The sequence below is a fragment of the Devosia sp. WQ 349K1 genome (genome assembly GCF_016595685.1).
In the GTDB taxonomy this organism is placed as follows: Bacteria; Pseudomonadota; Alphaproteobacteria; order Rhizobiales; family Devosiaceae; genus Devosia.
In genome coordinates this window covers 273,034-299,317 of record NZ_JAENGO010000007.1, presented here as the reverse complement: position 1 = coordinate 299,317, position 26,284 = coordinate 273,034, and the positions used below count along the sequence as shown (strand labels likewise).

The window sequence follows — 26,284 nt, the reverse complement described above, 5'->3', positions numbered from 1 at the left end:
GCTCAATTTTCGCTCCCCGCGTGCTTTGGCGCGACACGTCCCGCAATTGCATCGCAAATCGACCGGCCCAGTACGTATGCTGAGACGATCACCATAACGACGGCCCCAACGACGGCCGCCGCATAGGCCCAGCCCATTGAGAGGCCGAGGAGAATTGTCGTCTCGCGATAGTTGAATTTGTCCAGCATGCCGAACCACAGGCGCCAGGCCATGAACGCCGATGCCAGCAGCATCAGAAGATCAGTCACCACCAGGATCCACATATTCGCACGATCACCGAAATTATCGGTGACAAGCGAAACAAGAGCGTGACCACGGGTTAAATGCGCCCAAGGCAAAAACGCGAAAACGGCAAAGCCCATGCCCACCGAGATGAGCTCGTAATCGCCAAGGATGGGCTTCATTCCGGCCCAGATAAAGGCGCGGCCGACAACACTAAAAACAACGATACCGATCATAGCCAGCAGCACGAAGCCACCGAGCAAAGCGGTCCAGCGCGCAAGTCCATGCGCAGACCGGCCGAGTAGTGAAGTATCTTGGAACACGGCTCCCCCCTCTTCCAACGATAGCGATTAAACGCCTCATGCGCGGTAGTGTAAAATGATATAAGATCCCCACATCATAACCACAGAGTTATTGCATTACCGCCCCGCATGTATTTTACATCGATACAACACCAAAATCGGCGCGATTTATATAACTAAATCAACCAGATTGATATGCGAGGTGCAGGTCTATAAAAGGCTAAGCTTGACGGACCAGATGTCAATAAAGTTATCAAACATAACAAATGACCGACTTCGCCACAAGCACAGCCCGCATCTTCGGAGCCAGCAATGAACGAGCATGAGGCTCTAACCAACACATCCGACGAAAACCTCCGCACAGAGGCGACGCTGGGTATGATTGGTTACCGTCTGCGCCGAGCACAACTCAGCGTATTCCAGCAATTCTTGAGCTTCTTCGAGACGCTAAACCTCCGGCCGGCCGAGTATTCCGTTCTAGTGCTCATGGAAGAGAACCCTGGGCGCAAACAAAGTGAGATTGCAGCGGCACTCTCAATCAAGCGCGCAAATTTTGTGGCCCTTGTCGACGGGCTCGAAAAACGCGGATTGATCAGCCGCGAAGTCGTGGCCAATGATCGCCGCGCCAATGCTCTGTATCTGACTGAACAGGGCACCAGATTTTTGGCAGACGCTCGCGACGTCCACGCCAAGCTTGAGGATGACCTAGTCGCCAAACTTGGCGGGACGGAACAACGTGACACCTTGGTGAGCCTGCTCAAGAAGATCACCTGACAAATACCGGCTGACGCTTCTCGAGGAAGGCGCGCAGCCCCTCCTCCGCATCTGGGCCTGTCTGACTTAGTGCTGCCACAAGGCTTTCGGCATAGAGACCCGATTCAGGCGGCATGGCTGCGATTTGAGCGATGGCTTGAATGATAAATTGATTGATGGTCGGTGAGTTTTTTACGATCCTCTCCGCCAATTCGAAGGCCTTGGTCAAAGCCTGCCCCTCGGGCACACAATGATGGGCTAGGCCCAGCCTCTCCCCCTCGACGCCAGTATAGCCCCGCCCTGTCAGCATCATCTCCGTCATGCGGTCTGCCCCGATTAGGCCAGAGATGCGCACCGAGCCGCCGCCGCCGACGAAAATCCCACGCAAGCCTTCAGGCATTTGAAAACGGACCGACTCCTCCGCCACGCGAACGTGGCAGGTCGCGGCAAACTCCAGCCCGCCCCCCATGACGGCTCCAGACATTGCGGCAATCACGGGACGCGGAGATTGCGCAACCAGAGCCATGACCCGATGCCAATTGCGCGAATGCGCCATCACTTCAAGCGGCGCCCGAGCGACGTGTTGGGACAGATCTAGCCCAGATGAAAAATGTCCGCCTTCGCCAGAAACGATCACCGCGCGCGTTTCGTCCCCAAGACTGGAGAAGAATGCGTCGAGCGCTGCAATCAGATCGTCGTTTAGGGCATTCCGCTTTTCGGGCCGGTTAAACGCAATATGCGCTATTGCCCCGTGATTTTGTATTTTTAAAACGTCAGACTGGGTCATAGACCAACCTTTCACTGTGGCAGTGAACTGCGCGTGACGCGCAAACAAATCAGGAAGATAGACGCTCGCGCACGTCATCGGGCAAGGCTGCAGAGCGGATCGCGCCGGTCTCATCGCGCTGCACCCACACGCGTTTCTCACGCGCTTCAATCGCAAGAGCGTCGTCACGATAGACGTGGTGCAGCACACCAAAGCTCGAGCGTCCGAGCTCAGAAATCGACGTCCGGATCTCGATCTCGTCGCCATATTGAGAAGGAATGAGAAAACGCGAACTGGCGTCGACCATTGGGATGCCAGCGATACCGTAGTGCGCGACCCATTGGCGCTTGTTCATGCCGAACGCCGCAGACAGGAGCGCAGCGGTCGCATTGTCGAACATGCGAAAGTAGTTCGGGTAATAGACAATCCCGGCGGGATCACAGTCCCCGAACTGGATAAAGACGCGGGTTGAGTTGGAAAACATAGTTCGCCCCTACTTAGCCTGCATGCGCAACGACCCATCAAGGCGAATGACTTCGCCGTTGAGGTAGTCATTTGCGACAATGGCAGCAGCGAGATCGGCAAACTCCTGGGGCGCTCCCAGGCGTTGCGGGTTGGGGATGGCGGCGGCAAGACCCTCCTGCACCTCTTGAGGCAATTCTGCCAGAAGCGGCGTCAAAAACAGGCCGGGGGCGATGACCATGACCCGAACTCCGAAGCGGGCCAATTCGCGCGCGGCAGGCAGGGTCATGGAAACAATGCCACCCTTGGAGGCCGCATAGGCCGCCTGCCCGATTTGACCATCAAAGGCCGCGACGGAGGCGGTCGAGATGATCACGCCGCGCTGACCGTTTTCATCAGCTTCCGTAGTCGACATCGCATGGGCGCAAAGGCGCATCATGTTGAACGAGCCGACGAGATTGACCGAGATGACGCGCTGGAAGGCAGCAAGGTCTGCGGGACCTTCACGCCCCACAATGCGTGCTGCAGTACCAATACCGGCGCAATTGACCAAAACGCTTGGTGCGCCAAGCGTTGCAACTGCAGCATTGAAGGCTGCCTCAGCGCTCGCGGCCTCAGCAACATCGAGCGCGAAGAACGCCCCGTCAATTGCGACTGCAACCGCCTGACCCTTTACCGCATCACGATCCAAGACCGCGACACGAGCACCAAGAGACGCAAAGTGGCGGGCTGTGGCCTCGCCCAAGCCAGAGGCTGCACCAGTGACAAAAACGGTCTTACCGTGAACCTGCACCCCTAAGCCTCCGTATTCTCAATCAGCAGCGCCATGCCCTGCCCGCCTCCGATACAAGCGGAGGCAATGCCATAGCGTTTGCCACTGCGCTTGAGTTCATTGGCTAGTGTAAGCGCTATTCGGATACCGGTGACACCTAAGGGGTGACCAAGCGCAATTGAGCCGCCGTTGACGTTGAGCTTTTCGATGTCGAGACCGAGTTCTATCGCACAAGCAATGACTTGCGCACCGAAGGCCTCGTTGATCTCGACGAGATCAATTTGTTCGAGCGTTAAGCCAGCCTTGTCCAAAACGGCGCGAATGGCTGGCGCTGGGCCAATGCCCATGTATTGCGGGTGCACGCCAACAGCAGCACTCGCCAGGATACGGGCAAGTGGCTTATGGCCGTTGGCGTCTGCATAGGCCGAATTGGCAACCAGAACGGCTGCGCCGCCGTCGACGATGGCCGAAGAATTGCCTCCAGTTTGAACTCCGCCAAAGGCAGGACGGAGCTTGGCCAGAACATCATAGGGCGACGGGCGGATATGGCTATCGACGGACACCGAGGTGACGTCACGCGGCAGTTTAATGCCGCGATCTGCCAGGCCCTCAACGGAGAAGATCTCATTTTCAACCGAGACAATTTCCTCAGCGAACACACCAGCAGACTGCGCCTCTAAGGCGCGATTGAAACTGCGTTCCGCAAACAAATCAACGTCTTGCCGGGTGATATTGTATTGCTTTGCGAGGTTCTCGGCCGTGTCACCCATGTGCACTAAGCCCGCAGGATCGAACAGGGCTTCCAGGAGGAAATCGCGGAATTCGACGTTCCCGAGCGTGAAGCCATTGCGGTGCGTGTAGGCCACAATCGGGTTGCGACTCATGGACTCACAACCCGCAGCAAGGGTCAGATCCATCCGACCCAGCGAGACAGAGTCCGCCGCTTGGGAAATGACTTCTAGGCCCGTGCCACAGATGCGCTGGACAAGGTGGGCAGGTGCTTCAATTGGCGTCCCCGCGTAGAGGCCAATGTGGCGCGGTGTGCAGTAGGCATCGTAGGACGCTTGGGCCATTGAGCCAGCAATGGTGTGGCCGATATTCTTTGGGTCAACGCCAACCCGCTCTACAGCGGCGCGAGCGGCCTTAATACCGAGATCGATTGGGGATATGTCCGCGAAGGCCCCGCGATAGTCCACAAAGGGCGTGCGCGCGCCGCCGAGCAGCCAGGCATCCTCAAACGTAATTGCCATTGGTTTGGACATGCCTAGGTTCCCTTTCTGTCAAAGATCATGACTTCCTGCACTGGCTCTTCGGCGTAGAGACGCTGCATTAGCTCGGCGCGGTGGGTGCGGACAGCGCGTTGATTTATCGACCCTTTATCGGTGACCTCGCCCTTATCGATGTCAGGGGGATCGCTCAGTAGAATGGCCCGAGCGACGTGATTGGAACTGCCAGTGGCTTTGAGCGCGAGCTCGGATAGCGCTGTTTGAAAACGCTCAATAACTCGGGCGTGGCCGAAGACGAGAACAGCGTCTGTATCCGCGGCCAAGCCTGCATGGCGGCAACACGCTTGCAGGTCTGGGAAGATCATGGCCCCGATAAAATTGCGATCCAGGCCGGTGATGACCACGTCACGAATGAGCGGGGGGCAGGCGCTGATAACGGCACTGCGAACGGCGGCGAAGTTCACCCAAGTACCTGTCGACAATTTGAAATCCTCGGTCACGCGCCCATCGAAGACGAGGCCCAGATCGAGGTTAAGGGGATCGACAAGTTTGACGGCATCGCCGATACAATAGTAGCCTTCTTCGTCAAAGGCTTCGGCGGTCTTTTCAGCATCGCGCCAATAGCCGGGGGTGACATTCGGCCCCTTGATCCGCAGCTCAAGCTTTTCGGCATTGTTGACGAGTTTGATCTCCATGCCAGCGGCAGGAAGCCCGATATGACCGGCCTGCTCTACCGGCCAAGTCGTTGTAAATGCGAAAGGAGCTGTTTCGGTGGAGCCGTAGCCGGTGATCATCAACACCCGTTCGCCTGTCTCTGCCACAGAGGCTTTGGCGAGGCCATCAAACACGTGTTGCGATAGGCCCGCCCCGGCATATTGCATAAGCTTGAGATTGGCGAAGAGGTTTTTGCGCGCCAACGGGTTCTCATTAAACGCGGCGACGAGCGCCCCGTAAGCCTTTGGAACATTAGTGAAAAACGTCGGCTGCACCATGCTGAGATTTTCGAGCGTACGCCCGAAGCGCGCCGGCGTGGGTTGACCGTCGTCGATGTAGAATGTGCCGCCATTGTAAAGGGCAATGCCGACATTGTGGCTCCCGCCGGCAACGTGGTTCCAAGGCATCCAATCAAGCAAGATGGGCGGCTCGTCGGCCAAAAAAGCTAATGCCTGCAAGATCATCTGCTGATTGCAGGCCATCATCCGATGGGTCGTGATGACGCCTTTGGGCATGCCGGTTGAGCCGGAGGTGAAGAGGAATTTGGCAATCGTGTCTGGGGTGATCGCTTGGTTCGCTGCGGCGACAGCTGACGAAACTGGCGTTTGCAGCAGGTCGTCAAACGAATAGCCTGCGCGTGAGGGTATTGGATTTGTGCACGTAATTACAGGGACTTGACCATCAAAACCCGCTTCGATTGCAGCACTGAAGGCTGCGCCGTCGCTGGCGTAGATCATGCCGGGGGTCAGGATTTTAGCGATATGCTTAAGCTTGCCAAAATCGGTCGAAATCAAGGAATAGGCCGGAGAAATCGGCGCATAGGGAATGCCCACCCACAAGGCGGCCATGCCGAGCAAAAAGTGCTCGATTTCATTACCGGAGAGGATGATCAGCGGCCGCTCTTGGCTAAGATTTGCATTGAGGAGAGCCTGGGCAAGCGGTTGAATCTTCTCGATAACTTGCGCGAACGTCAGCTTGCGCCACCCCTCACCGGCACGATCAGCGATTAGCACACGATCCGGCGATTTTTCGGCCCAGTGCTTGAGCGCGTCGATGATTGAGCGCGGGTATGACCCCAGCGGACCAGCCGAACGAATGACAATGGAGCCGTCGTCGCGGGTCAGCGCCGTAGCGGCCATAGACCCCAATCGCACGTGGCGAATTGGTGCTGCCTGAATGTCCATGAGTCCCTCCCTCATGCATATTGTTATATTGCATAACTACATTGTTTCAAGAGGGATTTGATGGGGCACCGATTGGCCTATCGTAGGCACTATGCTGGCACTTTGAGGCGCCAGCACTGGCGTGGCAGTGGCGCTCTGTGGCGCTTAGGGCCGGTAGCCGACGTCGATAACGCCGCCACCTGAGGTGAAGCGGGAAACGCAGGCGCACATGCGATGCCCTTCCGACTTTTCCTCGGCACTGAAAAACACGTCGCGATGGTCAACTTCGCTCTGGTGCTCAACAATTCGGACAGCGCAGAGACCGCATTCGCCACGCTGGCAGTCGCAAATCATGTCGACGCCGTTTTCGAGCAAGGCCTCTAAGAGAGTCTGATCGGGGCGAACCTTGACGCTCATATCGCGGTTGAGAATGCCGACCTCAAAGCTTTGCTCGGTGAAGAGCCCACTGTCGCCAAAAACTTCGTAGCGCAAACGACTGATCGGACGACCAGACGCGGCCCAAGCCTGTTTGGCGGCCTCCAGCATGCCGATGGGCCCGCAGAGGTAACACTCGGCATCGGCCGGGAGCTGCGCGAACTCAGTGGCGAAGTCAGCGTGTTGCCCCAAACTATTGTCGCAGAACTGTACGCGATTGCCGAGGAGGGAGAGTAACTCCTCGCGGAATGCCATAAGACCATGTTCACGGGCGCTGAAAACGACACGAAGGGAGGCGCCGCGTGCGGCTAGGGCTTTGGCCATGCCGTAGATCGGGGTGATGCCAATGCCTCCTGCGATGAGGAGATAGTGCCCTGCCCGCCAGCTGAGCTCGAAGCGGTTCTCAGGAATGGTGAGGCGCGCTGCATCGCCTTGGCTATAACTCCACATAAAGCGCGAGCCGCCCCGGCTTTGCGGGTGAAGTTTGACTGCCACGGCGAGGTGGCCCGGACGCGACGGGACAATTGTATAGGTGCGGACGGTGTCCTGAGCGTTGATGACGACTTTAATATTGGTGTGCGAGCCCGGATCAAAGCGCGGTACCCCGCCCTCGACGGCAAATTCGATATAGCGCACATCGTCGGCGATCTGGCGGACCTGGCTTACCTTGGCGTTGCGCCACTCAATCTTGTTGCGCATTCCCTACCCCACAACCAATGACAGCGCCGGTACGCGGCGGATCAGGCTCCGATCCTGATCGAGGACGAATTCGAGGTTCTGCAGAGCCAAGCGCGCGTGCTCACGCGCCAAATGTTCGGCCCGAGCCCCTTCGCGCCGCGCGATTGCCTGCACCATCGCCCGATGCTGATCTTGCGCGCCAAACAGCGAACGGCGAAACGCCGGGACATCAGCCTGCTTATCGAGAAAGGCACTCGGCGACGCGAATGGCAGGCTGGTGACGCGGGCTATCTCTCGCTGGATGGTCTGGCTCGATAGGCTCCAGAAGAATGCGTGCAGCTGGGCGTTAAGCCCGACATAGGCTTCAAATTCCATCGTCTCGACGCTGGCGCTGAGCGCGGCATCAATGCTGGCGAGAAGGCCATGGAGCACGTCGAGTTTTGCGCTCTCGACACCACGCTCGGCCGCGCGGCGCAAGGCTGTCCCCTCCAGTACGCCCCGCAGTTCTATGGCGTCGACCACGTCCTCCCGGGTAAAACTGCGAACGGCATAACCACCCGTTGGCTTGAGCTCCACCAAGCCTTCTTGTTCCAGCCGCGCTAAAGCAGCCCGCAAAGGCGTGCGCGAAATACCCAGACGCTCTGCTAAGGCGACTTCGGATAAGCGCTCACCCGACTGGATTTCTCCGCGAATGATCAGATCGCGCACGCCCATGAGGGCGCGCTGTGATTGCATCGCACGGTCAGATGTTTCGCTCATTCTGCGGCCTGCGCCAGCGCATTCTCTTCGGCAATCATGCGGTCGATCAGCTTACGCGCCCACATCGACCCGGCGTCGATATTGAGGTTGTAAATGACGTGATCGGGATTGGCGTCGATGGCCTTTTGCTGGGCTTCGAGAATGATCTCATCCTCGCGGAAAATGGAGGACACGCCTTCGCGCAGATTATGCGTTCGCGATTGTTCGCCAAGCTTATAGTTACGGGCAAAGGCCCAAAAATAGTGGCAGGTTTTACCGGTTTCCGGGGTCATGGTGTTGAGCACGAAACCGTTGACGCCTTGGCTTCGGTCACCCTCGGGAGCGCCCGTGCCCGTTGGTGCAACGCCAACGTCGATGGCGATGGTCGATGGAGCCTCGAAATTGATAATCTGCCAGCGATCGACATTGCCCGGCTTGCCGAGCTGTCCGCGCCAGAACGGAGGCGCGTCAATGTCGATCATCCAGCGGGTGATCGTGGCGGTCGTGTCGCTATGGGTAGCCTCAAACGGCGCTTCGGCAACGGCGCGATTACCGATGGACGATCCGTGGACATAGGTCTCATGCGTCAGGTCCATAAGATTATCGATCACGAGGCGGTAGTCGCATTTGACCTGAATGAGCTTGCCGTCGGCAGCCCAATCCGGGTCGTCGTTCCAGTGGAGGTCCGGGACCAAAGCCGGATCAGCCAGAGCGGGATCGCCCATCCAGAGCCAGATGAAGCGGTGCTTTTCAACCAGTGGATAGGATTTGACGCAGGCGGACGGGTTAATCGTATCCTGCGAGGGCATGTATACGCAGCGGCCGGTATCGTCGAACTCAAGGCCGTGATAGCCGCAGATGACATTGTCACCGTGCAGCTCGCCCAAAGAGAGTGGCAGCAGGCGATGCCAACAGGCGTCAGCGAGCGCGACGGCTGTGCCGTCTTGCTTGCGATAGAGAACGACTGGCTTGTCGCAGATTTGGCGCGCTAAAAGTCCCCGCTTGACCTCAACATCCCAAGCGGCGGCATACCACGCATTGAGTGGAAATGTTTGAGCCGTCATATTGCCCTCCCCTGCAAACGACAGATGTATAATTGTTATGATGTATACATATCTATCGCTGCAAGGAAAGCCAGTTTGAAAGGATACGGCGCATAAAGCCCCACAAGGGAGAGCAAAGCCCTCCCCTTCATAGCGCGCGTGCTAGTGGATCAAGCCGCGCAGTTCATTTTGTATTTCAACAAGTTGCGGAAAGAACTTCGCGACGACTTCAGTATTTTCGTAGTGGAAGGCCGAGACGCCGATATTGATGGCGGCTATAACGACCTTGCGAGAATTGTATACCGGAACGGCAATGGAGCGCAGGCCGATCTCTGTTTCCTGATCGTTGAGCGCGTACCCCTGCTCCCGGATTTTGGCGAATTCGGCCTGAAGACCCTCAAGGGTCGCGATCGTGTTTTTCGTGCGCGGCTCAAACGGCCCTTCCCCGATCAGCGCCGTGAGGTCGGGATCTTTAAGCTGCGCCAGCATGGCGCGTCCCATGGAGGTGCAGTGAGCCGGAAGGCGTGAGCCAGCCATGAGCGAGATCGACATGATCTTTCGCTGCGCAGCGCGAGCGACATAGACGATTTCCGACCCATCCAAAATTGAGGCGGAGCTGCTTTCGCCAATACGCTCGGAGAGATCATCAAGCATGGGCTGGATGATGCTCGGCATGGGCATGGTGGCGAGGCACGCTGTACCGAGGCGCAGGACGCGCGGCGTCAGGGTGAAATACTTGCCGTCGTAAGTGGCGTATCCCAAGTGGGCTAAAGTGAGCAGACAGCGCCGCGCGGTGGCGCGATCGAGTCCGCTCGCCGCAGCAACCTCAGAAATAGACTGACGTGGCGTATCCGCCCGGAAGGTTTCTATAGCCAACAAGCCTTTGGCCAAGCCCCCCATTATATCACGTTCCAGCACCGCGAACCCCTTTTGTGCGATAACTCAACAAAGGACACATATCGCACAAATGCAGTTGCGGGAAATCCCCTGAATGACCATTCTCCCGCGCAACAGGAAGGAGCTGTTCATGGATAAGACTATCCCAGCCCTCAGTGCCGCCGTTGCGGACATTGAGGATGGCATGACAGTGATGATTGGCGGTTTCGGCGGTGCAGGCGCGCCAATCGAACTGATCCACGCTTTAATTCAACGCTTTAAGGCAACCGGGCACCCGACCGGACTGACCGTCATCAATAACAATGCGGGCAATGGACAAATCGGCCTGGCTGCCATGATCGCTCTGGGGATGGTGAAGAAACTTATCTGCTCTTTCCCACGTTCTGCTGACCCGAAAGCCTTCACCGAGCGCTATCTGGCTGGCGAAATCGAACTCGAACTGGTGCCGCAAGGAACTCTGGCTGAGCGCATTCGCGCTGGTGGCGCTGGCATTCCGGCATTTTATACGCCCGCGAGCTACGGCACGACAGTTGCCGAAGGCAAGCCGGTCGGCGAATTCGACGGCAAATGCTATGTGCAGGAGCGTTGGCTGAAGGCTGACTTTGCGCTGATTAAGGCGGAAACGGCCGACACACACGGCAACCTCACCTATCGCGCTGCAGCGCGCAACTTCTCGCCGCTGATGGCAACCGCAGGCCGCGTCACCATTGTGCAGGCGACCCGTGTGGTTCCCGCCGGTGGGATTGACCCTGAAATCGTCGTGACCCCGGGCATCTTTGTGCAACGCGTTGTCGAAGTGGCGGACCCGCAGCAGGAAGAAACGCTGATGCAACAGGGAGTGTCACACGTATGAGCAAGCTCACAAACGCACAAATGGCTTGGCGCGCAGCGCAGGACATTGCCGACGGCGCTTATGTCAATCTGGGCATTGGCTTTCCCGAAATGGTGGCGCAATTCCAGCCTGCCGGTCGTCAGGCGGTGTTCCACACCGAAAACGGCATTCTCAACTTCGGCAGCGCCCCGGCCAAGGGCGAAGAAGATTGGGACATGATCAACGCCGGTAAGAAGGCCGTTACCCTCCTGCCGGGCGCGAGCTTTTTCAACCACTCCGACAGCTTCTCGATGGTGCGTGGCGGACATTTGGACGTCGCGATTTTGGGCACTTATGAAGTGGCCGAAAATGGTGACCTCGCCAATTGGAGCACGGGCGGTAAGGGCATTCCCGGCATTGGTGGCGCAATGGACCTCGTGCATGGCGCCAAGCGCGTTGCGGTATTGACCGAGCATGTCACCAAAGATGGCAAGCCCAAATTAGTGAAACGCTGCTCCTTGCCGGTTACGGGATTAGGGTGCGTGACGCGCGTGTACACAAGCCTTGCGGTGATCGACATCGAGAACGAGAGATTCGTGCTGCGCGAAAAGCTTGCCACGATGAGCGTCGAAGAACTGCAAAGCGTCACCGGCGCAGAACTCGTTCTGCCCGCTGACATTCTCGATCTGACTGTGCCGGAGCTATAAATGCGTGAGGCCTATATCTGCGCTTACAAGCGCACCCCCATCGGCCGCTTTGGCGGCGCGCTCTCCGCAGTGCGCCCCGACGATCTGGGCGCCATCCCACTCAAGGCATTGATGGAAGATCACACTAACGTTGACTGGGAAGCGGTCGACGACGTGATTTTTGGCAATGCCAATCAAGCAGGCGAAGACAACCGCAACGTGGCGCGCATGAGCCTGCTGCTGGCGGGCATGCCGCTTGCGGTGACAGGCACGACCATCAACCGGTTGTGCGGTTCCGGGCTCGATGCGGTTTTGACGGCGGCGCGCGCTATCATCAGCGGCGAGGCCGATCTCATGATCGCGGGCGGCACGGAATCCATGTCCCGCGCGCCTTTCGTCATGCCCAAGGCTGAGACCGCGTTTTCGCGTCAGGCGGAAATCTATGACACCACCATTGGCTGGCGCTTCATCAATCCGCAGATGAAGGAGCTTTATGGCACCGACAGCATGCCGGAAACCGGCGAGAATGTTGCGCGCGACTTTGGCGTGAGCCGTGAAACACAGGACCAGTTCGCTGTGGCCAGCCAGGCCAAGGCCGCGGCGGCACAGGCGAATGGTCGCTTTGACAGCGAAATCGTGCCGGTGACGATCAAGGGCCGCAAGGGCGATACGGTCGTGAGCCGCGACGAACATCCGCGCGCAGACACAACGATTGAGACGCTGCAGAAGCTGCGCCCGCTGTTCCCATCGGGCAGCGTGACCGCTGGCAATGCCTCAGGCGTGAATGATGGCGCAGCAGCGCTGATCATCGCCTCGGCTGACGCGGCCAAAAAGCACGGACTGACGCCAATCGCGCGGATCGTTGGCGGCGCCACTGCTGGTGTTCCGCCACGCGTCATGGGCATTGGCCCAGCTCCAGCGACCCAGAAGCTGCTGCAGCGTTTGGGCCTCGAGGCCGCTGATCTCGATGTGATCGAACTCAATGAAGCCTTCGCGAGCCAGGCCATTGCTGTTCTCAACGAACTTGGCATTTCGCCAGAAGATGATCGCGTTAACCCGAATGGCGGCGCGATTGCGCTGGGTCATCCGCTCGGCATGTCAGGAGCGCGTATCATCGGTAGCGCCGCACTGGAACTCGGCCTTGCCGGTAAAAAGCGGGCGCTGGCGACCATGTGCATTGGCGTTGGCCAAGGCATCTCGGCGGTGATCGAAGCCGTCTAAGTCGATATATTGCAGCCCGCCACATCACATCGATGTGGCGGGCTGCGTTTAGGTTTCCCGGAATGCGCGGCTCATGCTGTCGACGATTGGCCGTGACAGATATTCAAAGAATGTCCGTTGGGCGGTCTGGATCATAACCTCGACGGGCATGCCGGGAGTGGGCACGAAGTTTGGTACCGCTGCAAACTGTTCAGGCGAGATGCTGACACGGGCCACATAGACTTCTTGAGCGCCTTGGGTCGAGTTTTCGAGCATAGAGTCCGCTGAGAGGTAATCGAGCGTGCCTTCGAGAATTGGTGTCGTCCGCTGATTGAGCGCCGACAGGCGGACGGCGACTTTAACGCCCTGTTTCACTTCATCGATCTTCTGGCGCGGAATATAGGTCTCAATGATCAGTGGCACGCCGCTGGGTAGGATTTCCATGATCGGCTTGCCGCTCTCCACCACGCCACCGGTGGTGTGATAATAGGTGCGCACCACGACCCCAGAAACGGGCGAGCGGATCGTTGTGCGTGTCAGCACGCTTCTCGCCTGCCGGATTTGTTCACGCACACTATCCAGCTCAATCTGCACGTTTTGAATTTCGCTGAGAGCGGTTTGACGATTGGCGTCGCGCACTTGGATCATCTCGCCGGTATAGCGCGAGATCTGCGTGTCGATCTCCTGCACTTCGGCCATCAGACGGGAAATGTCGCCGTCTGCATCGGCCACGGCTCGCTGGATCTGGCGCACTTCCGAACGGGTGATGAGACCCTTATCGAGCAATTCCGTTTTGGTCTCCAATTCCGCGGTGAGAAGGTCTCGCTGGGCTTCCATCGATGAAATTTGCCCTCGCTCACCGGTCTGGCGATGGGTCAAAGCCTCGACATTGCGCGTCAGCAGAGTGAGGTCATTGTCGAGTTTTTCACGCCATGCCTGGAAATGGGCTTTTTGGCCAACCAGGATCTCCTTCATGGCTGTGGCCCCCTCGCCATAGGCCGCGACCGGAATTTCCGTCATGACTTTACTGTCGGCAACCTGATCGCTGAGGCGCTGGAGGATGGCGCGCAGCCGCATCTCGCGCTGCATCAGCTGCTGCATATTGGTGAGAGCGGCCGTGTCATCCAAGGTCATGAGGGTCTGGTTTTCAACGACGGTTTCGCCATCGCGGACGCTCAAACTAGCGATGATCCCGCCTTCAAGATGCTGGATGACCTTGTTCTCGCCTGTGGCCACAAAGGTGCCGGGGGAAATGACCGCCGCCGCCAAAGGGGCAAAGGCCCCCCAAGCCCCAAAGCCACCAAAAGTGACGAGGATAAGGGTGCCGCCAACCAGCACCTGTTTGCGGATGGAGCGCGGAACTTCGCGATACCATTCGACTTCGTGGTAACGGGCCTCGCTCACGGTCATACTGCGTCTCCCAGCGGCACGGCCGTATTGCCGTTCAAGGCACTCTTATTGGCGTTGGACTTTGCGCTGATCTGCGCCATGACCTCATCGCGCTTACCGAACAGAGCGACACTGCCGTTGTTGAGCAGCATGATCTTGTCGACGACACTGAGCAAAGATGGACGCTGGGTGATCGTCACGACGGTGATCTTGCGCTTCCTCGCCTCCGTCAGCGCCTTGGCGAGGGCGACTTCGCCTTGGGTGTCGAGGTTTGAATTGGGCTCATCCAGAACGACGAGTTTTGGCGAGCCGTAAAAGGCGCGGGCCAGCGCGATCAACTGCTTTTGGCCACCCGAAAGCGGCGCGCCATCGGCGGCGACATAGGTTTCGTAGCCCTGCGGCAAGCTCGAAATCAGCTCGTGAACATTGGCCAGAACGGCGGCATCGAAGATGTCTTTGTCGGTCGCGTCATCGCGCATTCGGCCGATATTGGCCTTGATCGAGCCGGGGAAGAGTTGGACGTCTTGAGGCAGATAGCCGACGTTTTCACCGAACTGGCGTTGATCCCAATTGCGCAGATCCATCAGGTCCAGCCGGACATTGCCCGAGGTGGGAAGGATAGACCCGACGAGCATTTTCCCCAAGGTCGTCTTGCCTGCGCCCGAACTTCCAATCAACGCCAAAGACTCGCCCGGTTGCAGAGAAAACGAGATGCCGTTGAGAATAACGCGCTTGTTTGGCGGCGGTACGAAGAGCACGCGCTCGACGTCGAGCTTGCCACTTGGCGAGGGCAGCTGCAGGCGGGCAAAGTTCAAAGGCGAGGACTGCAGAAGGCCGCGGATGCGCCCGATAGCGGCGCGGACATGGACGACGTGGTTCCATCCTTCAATCGCCCCTTCAATCGGCGAGAGAGCACGGCCCGAGATGATGGACGCGGCGATCACCATGCCGCCGGTCATCTGCCCCTCCAGTGCCAAGAAGGCGCCCCACCCTAAAAGTCCCACTTGAGTGCACAGCCGTACGAGCTTGGAAATACTAGAGAAAACCGTATTCATATCCTGCGCACGCACTTGCGCTTTAAGCGACCCGGCGGTGTCTTTACCCCAGATACGCACGGCTTCGGGGATCATGGCCAAAGCGTTGATGATCTGAGCATTGCGCGACATGGAGTCGAGATGCGCATTGGCTCGAGACAGGAAGGCATTGGCCTCACCGAAGGATTTAGCCGTGGCGCGCTGGTTGAGCAAAGCCACAACCAGCAGCACCAGGCTGGCGCCCACAATGATGACGCCAAGCGTGGGGTGGATAAGGTAGACCACCACAATAAAGAGCGGCGCGAGAGGCGCGTCGAGAAGCGCCAGAAGCGTACCAGAGGTGATGAACGAGCGGACCTGCTGCAGATCTGACAGCACTTGATAGTCGCGCCCATTGCCGCCGAGCGAAGCGCGCGCGGCAGCGCTCAAAACCGGCGCGCCCAATTGCACCTCAGCCTCTACGGCTGTTCGCATCAGGATGATGCGCCGGGTGCCATCCAGAAAGACTTGTAAGAACACAGCCCCGAGCACGAATATGGTGAGCATCGCCAGCGTGTCGAGAGAGCGGCTTGTGAGGACGCGGTCTGACATCTGGAAGAGATAGATGGGGATGGCCAGAACGAGGATGTTGATGAAGATGGTGAAGACGAAAACCAGCACAAGATTGCGTCTGATCGTCGACAAGGCGCTCCGATAGCTGTCGGCAAAGCTGATCGGCTTCATGCGCTTATGGAAATTGCCGCCGCCATTATCATTGGTTGCAGGCTTAGTGGTGGTGACTGGACGCTGCTCGTCTTCGTCTTGATCATCGGTTTCAGGATCGGCGAGGATTGGCCCGCGTTCGATGTCGATGGTTGGCCCTAGTGGCCGTGATCTGACAATTTCTTCGGTAGGACGAAGCGGCTCGCGGTCCTTGTCCAGAGCGCCGGACACCGCACTATAGAGCTTGGTGTCGATATCGCTCGCGCGAGCCGTATCGCGTGGAGCAGTTCCGTCAATCAACTGCTCCAAAGAGCGCGTGGCGCGATCGACCTGATCGAGAAAATCGCCGGCCGTCCTACTTTGAGGGCCGTCAGATTGATCTGTGCGCCCATTCCCTCTGTCGTTTGTGCCGTCCCCCACGATAAGCCTCCCTTACACCAGCATCGACTGCATGGCGTCGAGCGAGGCGTCATGGTGTGTCGGTGCGGCGATCACGCCGTCGCTGTCCCCACAGTCGTCCCCCTCGTCTGCGCCTAAAAATGCGATAGCCTCGGTGACCAAGACGTCCGGATCGAACCGCCCGCCGTCGCCACCAGAAAGAATATCCGCCTGGATGAGGATCGCGTCCGAATAGACGGCGCCATCGACATAGGCTGCCGTTCCCAGCGTATCGACATCAACAATGGCTGCCAGATTGATCAGAGCATTGCTGCCGGTGGTCACCTGCCAATTGGCGGTTTGATCGTCCAAAATCGCGGCCTGAGCGATGGCAACCTGATCTGCGTCGCCAAGCACATTGAGCTGGCGCACATAGTGCAGATCAAAAATGCTGCCGGTTACGATCAAGACCGATAGGCCGGACAATCCGGCAAAGTCCGCGTCACTGAGAAAACCTGAAGGCATGACGGGTCGGTCGCCGCCTTCAGCGTCCTCAAGCGCTTGCTGATAATGGGACGGCAGGCCTACGGCCCATTCGCCCGCACCAATGTTGGAAATCGACGCGCCATTATAGAGCAGGTTTCCGCCGGTAGTGACCGAGCCCGCATAGCCATTGCCGGAGATGAAATCATCGTCCAACAGCACATTGGACTGAACGATAAAGTTCGCGTCGTATAGGGTGCCGCCGACGATGATGAGATCGTAATACGTCCCCAGCGCGCTGAACGAGGTGATGTTCTGCGCCAGATTGGCACCAGTCACGAAGTTGGACTGGGAGCCGGTGCTGTTGAGCACGTGGATATCGTTGTCGTAGATGAAGGTGGCTTGAACCAGCCATTGGGCAAAAACCAGATCACCCTCAACGACCGTCACACTCCAATTGGAAGGGCCTGCTTCCGTGTCGCCGGCCCGCGTGGTGCCAGCAATGTCGAGTTGGGAATGGGTGAATGTCGCGACGTTCAGCGAGATGGTTGGTGGGGCCACAGAGGCGGCCATTTCACCCACGAGGGTGTCTTGGTCGCTCACGCAGTTCGACTGCACTATAACGTCCAGCTGACGGACGTCGCGCAGAACACCGATGACACCGGTGAGCATGCCAGAATTGCTCAACTGGGCGATGTTGACGAGCAAGTTGCCGCCCGCCATCAGATCAAGGCTCGCTTCCGCTCCGGAGGAGGCGTCGTGCTGCACGGTTTCCTCTGCGGGCTCCGGCGTATCTTGGGGCTGAAACAGTTCGGGCAAGAGATCATCAAGAAGCGGAGCCTCTTCGGCCAACTCGCCATTGACGTAGATGCCGGAGAGCGTATCGCCAGAGGCAACAAGGTGATCCGGTGCAAAATCTTCGGCAGCAATGGTCTGCTGCACGGCAATGACAAAATCTCCCATCGAGGAGACGTCGGTCGGCACATCGAGGGCGCTGAACGGATTAACAGCGACTGTGTCCGCGAGCATTTCCGCAAGGCGTGGCGTCACGGTCAGATCGACCAAGGGGCGGTCAGCGCCGCCGAGATCTAAGACGTCATTGTCTTCGAGGAAAATCTGCTGCTTGACGACGAAGAGCACTTCACCCGGATCAGGACCGAGGTCTGGCCCCGCCTCCCGGTGAACATAGCCAATAGCGCCGCCGGGCATGGACTTGAGTGAGGGGCCATCATCCTCCTGTTCGGAGGGGCGCTTGGCAGGCTTGAGGTCGAGTTTGATGCGACCGGGATCAATCGGGGAATGCCCATAGAACTCATAGGGGTGCGGCGTGTGCTCAACACCGGGTTGGAAATATTTGATAGCGTGGGGCTGGATGACATCAAGCTCATGGAGGCGTAGCGCAGCTTCGTCCGGCACTTCGTTTTCGCGATAGCGAAAGTTCAGAAGCTCGTGGCGTAAGCGCGCTGTCTCCTCCGAGAATTCCCAGTGGCCAATAAAGTGCGCGATGATTTCGTCATATGGCGGGAGATAAGCGTACATGAGCGTGCCCCTTCCCTGCGATACCTAGAACGCAGGTCGACCTGCGCTTACGCGCAGGTCGCTAGGATTGAAATGTGAAGACCTACGCTTCCGCGTCGTCGCCACCAACGCTCGTATAGTTGTTGTTTCCACCAACTACGGAGACGTCGACCGCATTCTGCTGCAGGTTCGCACCAAGGACGATTTCCTGCGTGAATGCTGTGGAGCTCAGAGACGATGCGGCACTGGATGCTGCCGAAGCGGCGATGTCGTCGCCAGCATCGATAGACCAGCCGTCTTTGCCGTCTGCATCACCGATACCGAAGCCATCACCTGTGCTGGAGTCACCACCGGCGCTATCCCAAGTCATATCGAAGGTGCCGCCGTTATTCTGCTGCACATTGCTCAGGTTGTCATTGTCGACCAGATCGGCGATCTGATTGACCGCAAATGCGGTGTTGTGGTCACCAGTCCCGAAGGCATTGTTGAAGATGTTTTCGAAATTAACATCGTCACCGGGATCGAAGGATATATCGCCACCACCATTGGTCATGAAGATATTGTCGAAGTCGACGTCCTTCATATCGATGTCAGCAAAATCAGCGTCGTCAGGGACACGTGGTGTGTCCAGATCGAGGTCCACATCGACATTGACGTTCACATCAGTGGTCGATGTGTTTTCGTTGACGTTGACGTTTTCGTTGCTGCTGCCGTTCAGGTTCACATTGCCATTGAGATTGCCGTTAAGGTTCTCACTGGACGAATGCTGCCACTGGCCCTGGTCCTGATCCTGCTTCTGGTCTTGATCCTGATCTTGTTTCTGATCCTGATCTTGATCCTGTTTCTGATCTTGGTCCTGAGCTTGGGCTTCTAGCTGCGCCTGCAGCTGGGCTTGCAACTCGGCCTGGACCTGTGACTGGTCCTGGGAGGGGTCGATGGTGCTTGGGGTGTGGTGATTGTTGTTGTTTCTATTAGATCTAGTCATTTCTCGCTCCACGAGAATAACACTGTGGCGAGACCCAACTCATTTCCAAAGGGTCCATAGTCACGGTGTTGGTGACCGGCTCTGAATCAGGCACACCACAATAGGCTCTGCGAAATGATCGCAGATGGCGTAGCGTTATGTACATGAACTCAACCGAGGGCAGTAAGACGATCTCGGACAACTATCCTGAGCGTCGGTAAGACAAGCTCACCATTCCGAGGCCCACCCGGAACATCACCGTTGGAGCATCGATTTCGGGCTAGAGTTAAGACGATCTTTAAGACTAGCTAGAACGGGCTATACGGATTTTTCACGAAATTCTTGCATCGCAAAGACTTGATTTCAGAAACCCTTTTCCAAAGTTGAGCGAGCTAAGTCGTTTTAACAATTAAGACTATTTTTTATCCAAACCCTTGTAGCTATAGTCGCCCTCAAGTCTCGATACGTAATTCTCCCCAGAGTGTGGAGACGCGCAAAGTCTGGATTGGAGGGTACAAGTGTCGCTGCTTGGAAATGTCTTCCCCAACGTCGGGTCATTGGGCCCTGCTGCGCCTCCAGACTTGGGCGAAAACACGATCATATTGGGAGTTGAGGAGGATGCGTTATTTCAGGGCTTAGCGCATGCTATGAGCTTGGCATTCCCCAATTACACGGCGCGTTTTGACGAGAAATTGGACGCGCCGCACTCGCCCTCACTCATTCTTTTGCCTTCGGACAAATCCGATAATCTGCTCTCGACGCTGGCCACGCTCAAAGAGAAATATCCCGCCTCGATCATTGGAGTCGTGGTTGTAAACGGCAAGTCTTGCGACGAAAAAGTGCTGAGCGCAGCGGCCGCACAAAACCTCGCCCACGGGGTTTTGCCTATCAGCCTGTCTCTGCGCGTTTGGCTCGCCGCTGTCTGGCTGCTGCTCAACGGCGGGCGCTATCTTCCGCCCAGCCTTTGGACGCACGCAACCGAGCCCAGCTTTAGTGGACTGGACACACCGGTGCTCACGCAAGCGCCCAGTTCAATTCTCTCCCCCGCCCTGAATATCGCCCCGAACCACCTCGAAAATCTGACGATCCGTGAACGCGAAGTCCTCCGGCTTTTATCGAAGGGATTTCAAAACAAGATCATCGCCGCACGGTTGGACCTGTCGGAACACACGATCAAGATCCACGTCCACAACATCATCCGCAAGCTTGGCGTTCACAACCGAACCCAAGTGGCTTGGCTGTTCCGAAACCGATCCGACGACCCAGAGTAGGCTTCACCTCAGAAGGGAAACTGCATCATGAGCACTCTCGAGAGTGCCTTACAGCGCGTCGGTCGCCTGAACTATGTCTGGACCAATACCGAGAGCCTGTTCATCTACCTGATCGCCCATCTGCTTGGCGCATCGAAGGACGGCGCGATCATCGTCTTTCTGACCCTCAACACCACGCGGGCGCGGCTCGACCTCCTGCAGCGCTTGGCCAAACTCCCCGCAGTCGATCCGGATGACCGGCAGGCTGTGCTGTCCATCACAGATCGCCTGGGAAAAGAAAGCGCGCTTCGCAACAAGTTCAACCACTGCATCTACTCTTTCGATCGAGATGGCGCGATCACCACGCAGTTGATGCGCATTTCCGATCTTCATGACGATATTCGCTATGGGAAAACAGAGGCTTTGGATGACGCCGAGCTCAAGCGCATCGACGCGGCCATAAGCAGAATTGTGGCGGTCAACAAGGCGATCTTGGCCTTCATCCAGGCCAAAGGGATTAGCTACTGACCCCGCAGAGGGCATCCCCCCATCGGACTAGCTACTAAGCAGCGCCAGTGTTGCGACGTAATATTCCCTAAACCCAAGGGGAAACGCGATGCTGGTCACGGCCATTTCCACCACCACCGAATTGTCTGCACTTGAGGGCGAGTGGAACAGGCTCTATGCGCAAGATCCCCATGCGCATTATTTCCTCTCCTATGGTTTCATGCGCGATTGGCTGGTGGCGCTTGAAGGCGGCTGGCAGGTTTTGATCGCCCGAAACACGGCCGATGGCGAGATTGTCGCCCTCCTTCCTTTGAGGTTCCGCCTGCGCACGCTGCCCTCGGGAAGATTCTATGTCACCCTGCTGATGGCTGGGAACTATGGCGCCGACTATACGGGGCTGATTTGCCGTCCGCAGGAAACGCGTCATGTTATCCCCGTGCTGGCTAAGGCAATCCGACACCTAGATTGGCAAGAGCTAGACTTCGACTACATTCAGGCCGCCGACCCGCGCTACGAGAAACTGCTCGATGAGTTTTCCGCTCGGCGATTTGACCGAACAGCAGGCGTGCGGACCAATGAAGAGCACACCAATAACCTCCTGTGTCCTGTCGTCACTCTGCCAGCAACCTTCGACGAGCATCTCGGCCAGCTCAGCGCCAATATGCGCCAAAAGCTGCGCCGCCTCTTGCGCACACTCGATGATCAGAATTCGATCCAAATCACCTATCCGACCACGGAGACATTCGACGCAGCCTATGACCAACTGGCCCAATTCTGGTGGCAGAAATGGTCCCCCAAGAAGGGTGCAGAACGCTCCCAAAGCATCTTGCGGACCAATCGACGGATTACCCTCAACGCCCTACAGGCGGGATCGCTTTATATGCCGCTGCTCACGGTAGACGGGGTAATCGTGGCTGGTCTCATCACCTTTCTCGACCCGGTGCGCGGTACCGCCAATTTCTTTATGACAGGTCGCGACGAAAGCTATGAAGGTCCCTCGCCCGGTCTCTTGCTCCACGCCTATTCCATCCGGGATATGATCAGTCGCGGTTACCGCGAATATAATTTCCTGCGTGGTGACGAACCCTACAAATTGCTCTTCGGCCCCAAGCTGGAACAGCTCCAATGCGTCCGTGTAAAGAGACGCAAATCCAATGGGATATTGCCGCAAGCCGTCATAGAACGCGCCGCGGTTTTGGCAACTGCCGCGCACCAGAGAGCGCGCTTCAAACAGGCGGCAGCCGGCTATACCCAAATCCTGCGATCGGCACCCAACACCGTCAATATCCTCTATAGGCTCGGGCAATTGTACGAGCAGACGGGGCATCTGGATGCTGCCTATCTCACCTATGCAAAAGCCGCCCAATTAGTGCCCCGCAACCAAATGCTGAAAGACCGGCTCACCCGGCTTCACCCCGCAACCCATGCCATGCCACCTTCCACGGTATTGAGTGCCGGTTCACGCGGCGCGCATTAGCAAACAGCGCCACTTTTTCTGGCAAGGTTTTGGCGTCCATCTTTGCGCTTGACTTGTATGGAAGGCGGCGCAATGTTGCGGTATCTGAGCAGGATATTCCTCTCAGGATCGGCCGGAGACGCGTCATGGACCCTTGGGGTCCAGCCAGGGTATGTGGTCAAGCGCGAGCTACGCGGTACGTCTGCTGTCTGACCGATGAGTAACGGACAGCTGCTCGTATCGACCTTCTGAGTTGCCTGCGAAGTAACAACCGTGCGGTCGCGGTTGGCGGGCACTACCGTTCCCTGCACCGCAGTTTGTCCCTGATAGACAGCGAGAGAACGGTTCGGCATTCGCCCACCTCCCTCTCCCCGAGACTAAAAATGAGCCAGATCCCTTCGGGCATTCTGGCGTGAGTAATTCAGAGGTACGTAACTCATGATTTCCGGGACTGGTTTGGAGGAACCACCCAGAGATCAGAAGAATGTTCTAGGGAGGAACACATGAGCAGACTTTCAAGACGCACATTCTTGGGCGCTTCGGGCTCAGTTTTGGCGCTCGCGGCGATGGGCCGTCCGGCCTTTGCGCAAATCGCTGACATCCGCCATTTCTGGTGGGGCAATCCAGAGCGCGATAAACGCACTCTAGCCGTCATCGACATATTCAATGGCAAGAATCCGTCGATCAAGGTCTCCGGTGAGACCCTTGGTTTTGCGGACTATTTCACCAAGCTGACCACGCAGATTGCGGGCGGCAACATGCCGGACGTGATACAGCAAGGTTACGGGGTTTTGTTCGAATACATCGCCAATGGTGCGGTGGTTCCGCTGGATGAGTTCGTAGGCAAGAGCCTCGATATTTCCAAGATCGACCAGAGCGCAATCGACGCCGGTACTGTGGATGGGAAATTCTACGCCCTCTCCATCGGCGCCAACAGCCATATGGCGGTCTATAATACCCGCCTCTTTGAAGAAGCTGGGATCAAGGTGGGCGAAGACTTCGACCCTTATGGCTACACCTATGACCAACTCGCAGAGATCGCGGCCGAGGTGAAGAAGGCAACCGGCGTTCCAGGCACTGACGACAACACGGCCGACTATCAGAATTTTTCCGACTTCACGGTCCAAAAGGGTGCCAACCTCTATAATGAGGACAGCTCCTACGGCCCAACGCAGGAAATCGTCGAAGAATACTTTGCGACCTGGGAGAAAATCCGCAATGCCGGTGGCACGCCAGCAGGTGCTGAAAGCGCAGGCCTGTCGGGCGTTTCTGACCTCGCAGCCCAGGGCGTGGTCACCGGCAAGTCGGCCATGACCTATTTGTGGTCCAACCAATTGGTCGGCATTCAGGGCCTGATGCAAGATGCACTCGGCTGCGCCATGTATCCGAACACCGCAGAGATGCGTCCGGGGTCTGTCGTGCAGCCCAGCCAGTTCGTGTGCCTGACACGCGACAGCAAGAACCCAGAAGCTGCCACCGCCTATATGAGTGCCTTCGTCAACGATCTCGACATGACCAAGATCCTTGGCTTGGAGCGCGGTATTCCGAGCCAATCTGACGTGCGCGCTGCATTGCAGCCACAGCTTTCAGAAGTTGAAGCCCGCTCGGTCGAGTTCTTTGACAAAATCCAAGGCAAGACCGCAGCGCTGACCGCCCCACCGCCGAGTGGCTCGGGCGAAGTCGAACAGACCTTTGAGCGCCTTGCCGTCGGCGTCTTGCTCGGAGAGCGCTCGATTTCAGAAGTGGCTTCCGACTTCGTCTCCCAGGCTCAGGCCATTCTCCGGCGGGCCTGACGCCTGAACCCGTCCGGCGCCTCTCTCCCGTGGCGCCGGCTTCTCCGGGAGATGCTGCAGCTCTGCCACTGGTCACGGGCAGGTGCTGCAGCCTTCCTGAGCCTTGCACGAAGCGCTATCGAGGACTGAACTTGTGCAGAAATTCTTCGCCCGCAACTTTGCTGGCTACGCCTTCCTAACGCCTTGGCTGATCGGTTTCTTCCTCCTGTCGATCGGGCCTATTCTGGCCTCGTTCTATCTCGGCTTCACCAAATACAATGTGGTGCGTCCACCGCAGTGGATCGGCCTAGATAACTACGCCTATATGCTGCAATTTGATCAGCGGTTCTGGAAGGCCCTGCAGGTCACCTTCACCTTCGTTGTGGTGTCCGTGCCGCTCAAGCTGATCTTCGCCCTTGGTGTAGCAATGGCGCTCGATAAGGGCATTCGCGCCATAGGCTGGTATCGGGCGCTGTTTTACCTACCATCCATTCTGGGCGGCTCTATCGCTGTGGCCATCCTCTGGCGGCAGCTGTTCAACTATGATGGCGTCATCAACTCTGCCTTGAGCCTTATCGGTATCGACGGCCCCTATTGGCTCTCCGACCCAAAGTTTTCGCTCTGGACATTGGTGGTCCTCGCCGTTTGGCAGTTTGGCTCACCCATGCTGATTTTCTTGGCCGGCCTGCGCGCCATTCCGCAGGAGCTTTATGAGGCGGCAGAGATCGACGCGGCCAGCGCAAGCAAGAAGTTCTTCGCCATCACCGTGCCGCTCCTCGCCCCCGTGATCTTCTTCAATCTGGTCTTGCAGATGATTGAGGCCTTTAAGAGCTTTTCCGGTGCTTTCATCATTTCTGGCGGCACCGGCGCGCCCTTGGACAGCCTACTTTTCTTCACGGTCTATCTTTACAATGAAGCCTTCAGCTTCCTTCGCATGGGCTATGCCTCGGCGCTGGCCTGGGTTCTGCTGCTGATCATTGCTCTATTCACCGCCATTGCCTTCTGGACCTCCAAATATTGGGTCCACTATGAAAATGAGAGGGGTTGAGCCATGAGCATGACAGCGACACTACCTCAATCGACCAGCACGACTTCCGAAATCGCCCGCGCCTATCGCGTTGAAAAGGCCAAACGGGCAAAACGCGCCGCGCTGCTCAAGCACGTCTTCCTCATCGCGACTTCGCTGATCATGATCTATCCGCTACTGTGGATGCTCGCATCCTCACTCAAGCCGGATAATCAGATTTTTGGTGATCTGGGGCTGTGGCCGCGCGAGTTCCGCTGGGACAATTATACCAAGGGTTGGAACGCCCTGCCCGTCAGCTTTACGACCTTCTTCTGGAACTCCACCGTCGTGACCGTCCTCTCGGTCATCGGTAATGTCATCTCGTGCTCTTTCGCCGCCTATGCTTTCGCCCGGCTCGAATTCTCCGGCAAAACCATATGGTTCAGCCTGATGATGATGACCCTGATGATCCCCTATCACGTGGTTCTCATCCCCCAGTACCTCCTCTTCCTACAGCTGGGATGGGTCGACACCTATCTGCCGCTGATCGTGCCGAAATTTCTCGCGGGCGAAGCCTTCTTCATCTTCCTGATGATCCAGTTTTTCCGCCAACTTCCGCGAGAACTCGACGAAGCCGCCATGATCGACGGCTGTTCGCCGTTCAAAATCTATTGGGCGATCATCATGCCCCTGTCGCTCCCTGCCATGGCGACAGCGGCGATCTTCTCGTTCATCTGGACGTGGGAGGATTTCCTGGGACCACTGGTCTATCTCAATGATCAGGCCGACTATACCGTCCCCTTAGCGCTGCGCAGCTTCATCAGCTCCGATGGGGTCAGCCAATATGGCGCGATGTTCGCCATGTCGATCCTCTCCATCCTGCCCATCCTGTTGTTCTTCATTATCTTCCAGCGTCTCATCATTCGCGGCATCGCGATGAGCGGACTGAAATAAGGC

At 57.5% G+C, this 26,284-nt stretch carries 24 protein-coding genes; 10 read left to right on the top strand and 14 right to left on the bottom strand.

Features of this window, described 5'->3' with window-relative positions; all coding sequences use genetic code 11:
* Nucleotides 1-2 precede the first annotated feature (2 nt).
* Nucleotides 3-545, bottom strand: a complete 543-nt coding sequence (locus JHL21_RS15430) for a TRAP transporter small permease (RefSeq protein ID WP_200214425.1) — start codon at nt 543-545, stop codon at nt 3-5.
* Between the two features lie 291 nt (nt 546-836).
* Here JHL21_RS15430 and JHL21_RS15425 point away from each other — a divergent pair, with 291 nt between their 5' ends.
* Complete coding sequence (locus JHL21_RS15425; RefSeq protein WP_200214424.1) at nt 837-1,298, top strand: MarR family winged helix-turn-helix transcriptional regulator; 462 nt, start codon at nt 837-839, stop codon at nt 1,296-1,298.
* On the opposite strand, the gene JHL21_RS15420 is transcribed toward JHL21_RS15425, so the two are convergent.
* The 9 genes from JHL21_RS15420 to JHL21_RS15380 all read right to left on the bottom strand — a co-directional run bounded on the left by JHL21_RS15420 (nt 1,291) and on the right by JHL21_RS15380 (nt 10,192).
* Nucleotides 1,291-2,064, bottom strand: coding sequence for a crotonase/enoyl-CoA hydratase family protein (locus JHL21_RS15420; RefSeq protein WP_200214422.1), 774 nt, complete (start codon nt 2,062-2,064; stop codon nt 1,291-1,293). The two genes, JHL21_RS15425 and JHL21_RS15420, sit on opposite strands and share 8 nt — an antisense overlap.
* 49 nt (nt 2,065-2,113) lie before the next feature.
* A complete protein-coding gene (locus JHL21_RS15415; RefSeq protein WP_200214421.1) occupies nt 2,114-2,527 on the bottom strand; it encodes a thioesterase family protein in 414 nt (137 codons plus the stop codon).
* 9 nt (nt 2,528-2,536) lie between these two features.
* Nucleotides 2,537-3,298, bottom strand: coding sequence for an SDR family NAD(P)-dependent oxidoreductase (locus JHL21_RS15410; RefSeq protein ID WP_200214419.1), 762 nt, complete (start codon nt 3,296-3,298; stop codon nt 2,537-2,539).
* Nucleotides 3,299-3,300: 2 nt separating this feature from the next.
* Entirely contained in the window at nt 3,301-4,539 is a 1,239-nt protein-coding gene (locus tag JHL21_RS15405; RefSeq protein WP_200214418.1) for a thiolase family protein, read from the bottom strand.
* Between the two features lie 2 nt (nt 4,540-4,541).
* Nucleotides 4,542-6,401: a feruloyl-CoA synthase gene (locus JHL21_RS15400; RefSeq protein ID WP_200214416.1), complete on the bottom strand. Its 1,860-nt coding sequence runs from the start codon at nt 6,399-6,401 to the stop codon at nt 4,542-4,544.
* A 144-nt stretch (nt 6,402-6,545) separates the two neighbouring features.
* Nucleotides 6,546-7,514 carry a PDR/VanB family oxidoreductase gene (locus JHL21_RS15395; protein ID WP_200214414.1) on the bottom strand — a complete coding sequence of 323 codons (969 nt, stop codon included), beginning with the start codon at nt 7,512-7,514 and terminating at the stop codon, nt 6,546-6,548.
* 3 nt (nt 7,515-7,517) lie between these two features.
* Entirely contained in the window at nt 7,518-8,252 is a 735-nt protein-coding gene (locus tag JHL21_RS15390) for a GntR family transcriptional regulator (protein WP_200214413.1), read from the bottom strand.
* Nucleotides 8,249-9,295 carry an aromatic ring-hydroxylating dioxygenase subunit alpha gene (locus JHL21_RS15385; protein ID WP_200214411.1) on the bottom strand — a complete coding sequence of 349 codons (1,047 nt, stop codon included), beginning with the start codon at nt 9,293-9,295 and terminating at the stop codon, nt 8,249-8,251. Before JHL21_RS15385 ends, JHL21_RS15390 begins: the two co-directional genes overlap by 4 nt.
* Before the next feature lie 141 nt (nt 9,296-9,436).
* The gene (locus JHL21_RS15380; protein WP_200214409.1) at nt 9,437-10,192 is read right to left on the bottom strand and encodes an IclR family transcriptional regulator C-terminal domain-containing protein; all 756 of its coding nucleotides are present in this window, start codon (nt 10,190-10,192) and stop codon (nt 9,437-9,439) included.
* Between the two features lie 109 nt (nt 10,193-10,301).
* Between JHL21_RS15380 and JHL21_RS15375 the strand changes: the two genes are divergently transcribed.
* Genes JHL21_RS15375 through pcaF form a run of 3 tightly spaced genes read left to right on the top strand, consistent with a single transcriptional unit; the run spans nt 10,302 to nt 12,889 of the window.
* Complete coding sequence (locus tag JHL21_RS15375; protein ID WP_169194017.1) at nt 10,302-11,024, top strand: 3-oxoacid CoA-transferase subunit A; 723 nt, start codon at nt 10,302-10,304, stop codon at nt 11,022-11,024.
* Nucleotides 11,021-11,689: a 3-oxoacid CoA-transferase subunit B gene (locus tag JHL21_RS15370; protein ID WP_200214408.1), complete on the top strand. Its 669-nt coding sequence runs from the start codon at nt 11,021-11,023 to the stop codon at nt 11,687-11,689. Before JHL21_RS15375 ends, JHL21_RS15370 begins: the two co-directional genes overlap by 4 nt.
* Nucleotides 11,690-12,889 carry a 3-oxoadipyl-CoA thiolase gene (gene pcaF, locus JHL21_RS15365; RefSeq protein ID WP_200214406.1) on the top strand — a complete coding sequence of 400 codons (1,200 nt, stop codon included), beginning with the start codon at nt 11,690-11,692 and terminating at the stop codon, nt 12,887-12,889.
* A 48-nt stretch (nt 12,890-12,937) separates the two neighbouring features.
* On the opposite strand, the gene JHL21_RS15360 is transcribed toward pcaF, so the two are convergent.
* The 4 genes from JHL21_RS15360 to JHL21_RS15345 form a co-directional block, all read right to left on the bottom strand.
* A complete protein-coding gene (locus JHL21_RS15360; protein ID WP_200214405.1) occupies nt 12,938-14,278 on the bottom strand; it encodes an HlyD family type I secretion periplasmic adaptor subunit in 1,341 nt (446 codons plus the stop codon).
* Nucleotides 14,275-16,413: a type I secretion system permease/ATPase gene (locus JHL21_RS15355; RefSeq protein WP_367948209.1), complete on the bottom strand. Its 2,139-nt coding sequence runs from the start codon at nt 16,411-16,413 to the stop codon at nt 14,275-14,277. The genes JHL21_RS15360 and JHL21_RS15355 overlap by 4 nt, the downstream gene beginning before the upstream one ends.
* Nucleotides 16,414-16,425: 12 nt before the next feature.
* The gene (locus tag JHL21_RS15350) at nt 16,426-18,393 is read right to left on the bottom strand and encodes a hypothetical protein (RefSeq protein ID WP_200214403.1); all 1,968 of its coding nucleotides are present in this window, start codon (nt 18,391-18,393) and stop codon (nt 16,426-16,428) included.
* A gap of 82 nt (nt 18,394-18,475) precedes the next feature.
* A complete protein-coding gene (locus JHL21_RS15345) occupies nt 18,476-19,357 on the bottom strand; it encodes a hypothetical protein (protein WP_182395628.1) in 882 nt (293 codons plus the stop codon).
* Nucleotides 19,358-19,854: 497 nt separating this feature from the next.
* Between JHL21_RS15345 and JHL21_RS15340 the strand changes: the two genes are divergently transcribed.
* From JHL21_RS15340 to JHL21_RS15315, 6 genes are all read left to right on the top strand, one after another.
* Complete coding sequence (locus JHL21_RS15340) at nt 19,855-20,607, top strand: response regulator transcription factor (RefSeq protein WP_200214401.1); 753 nt, start codon at nt 19,855-19,857, stop codon at nt 20,605-20,607.
* A gap of 27 nt (nt 20,608-20,634) precedes the next feature.
* The gene (locus tag JHL21_RS15335) at nt 20,635-21,114 is read left to right on the top strand and encodes a hypothetical protein (protein WP_169194024.1); all 480 of its coding nucleotides are present in this window, start codon (nt 20,635-20,637) and stop codon (nt 21,112-21,114) included.
* An 88-nt stretch (nt 21,115-21,202) separates the two neighbouring features.
* Nucleotides 21,203-22,570 carry a GNAT family N-acetyltransferase gene (locus JHL21_RS15330; RefSeq protein WP_200214399.1) on the top strand — a complete coding sequence of 456 codons (1,368 nt, stop codon included), beginning with the start codon at nt 21,203-21,205 and terminating at the stop codon, nt 22,568-22,570.
* 482 nt (nt 22,571-23,052) lie between these two features.
* Nucleotides 23,053-24,342, top strand: coding sequence for an ABC transporter substrate-binding protein (locus tag JHL21_RS15325; RefSeq protein ID WP_200214397.1), 1,290 nt, complete (start codon nt 23,053-23,055; stop codon nt 24,340-24,342).
* A 133-nt stretch (nt 24,343-24,475) separates the two neighbouring features.
* Nucleotides 24,476-25,369 (top strand): carbohydrate ABC transporter permease, encoded by an 894-nt coding sequence (locus JHL21_RS15320; protein ID WP_200214395.1) that lies wholly within the window; start codon nt 24,476-24,478, stop codon nt 25,367-25,369.
* Between the two features lie 3 nt (nt 25,370-25,372).
* Complete coding sequence (locus tag JHL21_RS15315) at nt 25,373-26,281, top strand: carbohydrate ABC transporter permease (RefSeq protein WP_169194028.1); 909 nt, start codon at nt 25,373-25,375, stop codon at nt 26,279-26,281.
* The last annotated feature ends 3 nt before the right edge of the window (nt 26,282-26,284 follow it).

What these genes read in the sequence shown, in the direction of transcription:
- JHL21_RS15425 (WP_200214424.1), top strand. Translation starts at nt 837, where the DNA reads ATGAACGAGCATGAGGCTCTAACCAACACATCCGACGAAAACCTCCGC.
- JHL21_RS15420 (WP_200214422.1), bottom strand. Translation starts at nt 2,064, where the DNA reads ATGACCCAGTCTGACGTTTTAAAAATACAAAATCACGGGGCAATAGCG.
- JHL21_RS15415 (WP_200214421.1), bottom strand. Translation starts at nt 2,527, where the DNA reads ATGTTTTCCAACTCAACCCGCGTCTTTATCCAGTTCGGGGACTGTGAT.
- JHL21_RS15405 (WP_200214418.1), bottom strand. Translation starts at nt 4,539, where the DNA reads ATGTCCAAACCAATGGCAATTACGTTTGAGGATGCCTGGCTGCTCGGC.
- JHL21_RS15400 (WP_200214416.1), bottom strand. Translation starts at nt 6,401, where the DNA reads ATGGACATTCAGGCAGCACCAATTCGCCACGTGCGATTGGGGTCTATG.
- JHL21_RS15395 (WP_200214414.1), bottom strand. Translation starts at nt 7,514, where the DNA reads ATGCGCAACAAGATTGAGTGGCGCAACGCCAAGGTAAGCCAGGTCCGC.
- JHL21_RS15390 (WP_200214413.1), bottom strand. Translation starts at nt 8,252, where the DNA reads ATGAGCGAAACATCTGACCGTGCGATGCAATCACAGCGCGCCCTCATG.
- JHL21_RS15385 (WP_200214411.1), bottom strand. Translation starts at nt 9,295, where the DNA reads ATGACGGCTCAAACATTTCCACTCAATGCGTGGTATGCCGCCGCTTGG.
- JHL21_RS15375 (WP_169194017.1), top strand. Translation starts at nt 10,302, where the DNA reads ATGGATAAGACTATCCCAGCCCTCAGTGCCGCCGTTGCGGACATTGAG.
- JHL21_RS15370 (WP_200214408.1), top strand. Translation starts at nt 11,021, where the DNA reads ATGAGCAAGCTCACAAACGCACAAATGGCTTGGCGCGCAGCGCAGGAC.
- pcaF (WP_200214406.1), top strand. Translation starts at nt 11,690, where the DNA reads ATGCGTGAGGCCTATATCTGCGCTTACAAGCGCACCCCCATCGGCCGC.
- JHL21_RS15360 (WP_200214405.1), bottom strand. Translation starts at nt 14,278, where the DNA reads ATGACCGTGAGCGAGGCCCGTTACCACGAAGTCGAATGGTATCGCGAA.
- JHL21_RS15350 (WP_200214403.1), bottom strand. Translation starts at nt 18,393, where the DNA reads ATGTACGCTTATCTCCCGCCATATGACGAAATCATCGCGCACTTTATT.
- JHL21_RS15345 (WP_182395628.1), bottom strand. Translation starts at nt 19,357, where the DNA reads ATGACTAGATCTAATAGAAACAACAACAATCACCACACCCCAAGCACC.
- JHL21_RS15335 (WP_169194024.1), top strand. Translation starts at nt 20,635, where the DNA reads ATGAGCACTCTCGAGAGTGCCTTACAGCGCGTCGGTCGCCTGAACTAT.
- JHL21_RS15330 (WP_200214399.1), top strand. Translation starts at nt 21,203, where the DNA reads ATGCTGGTCACGGCCATTTCCACCACCACCGAATTGTCTGCACTTGAG.
- JHL21_RS15325 (WP_200214397.1), top strand. Translation starts at nt 23,053, where the DNA reads ATGAGCAGACTTTCAAGACGCACATTCTTGGGCGCTTCGGGCTCAGTT.
- JHL21_RS15315 (WP_169194028.1), top strand. Translation starts at nt 25,373, where the DNA reads ATGAGCATGACAGCGACACTACCTCAATCGACCAGCACGACTTCCGAA.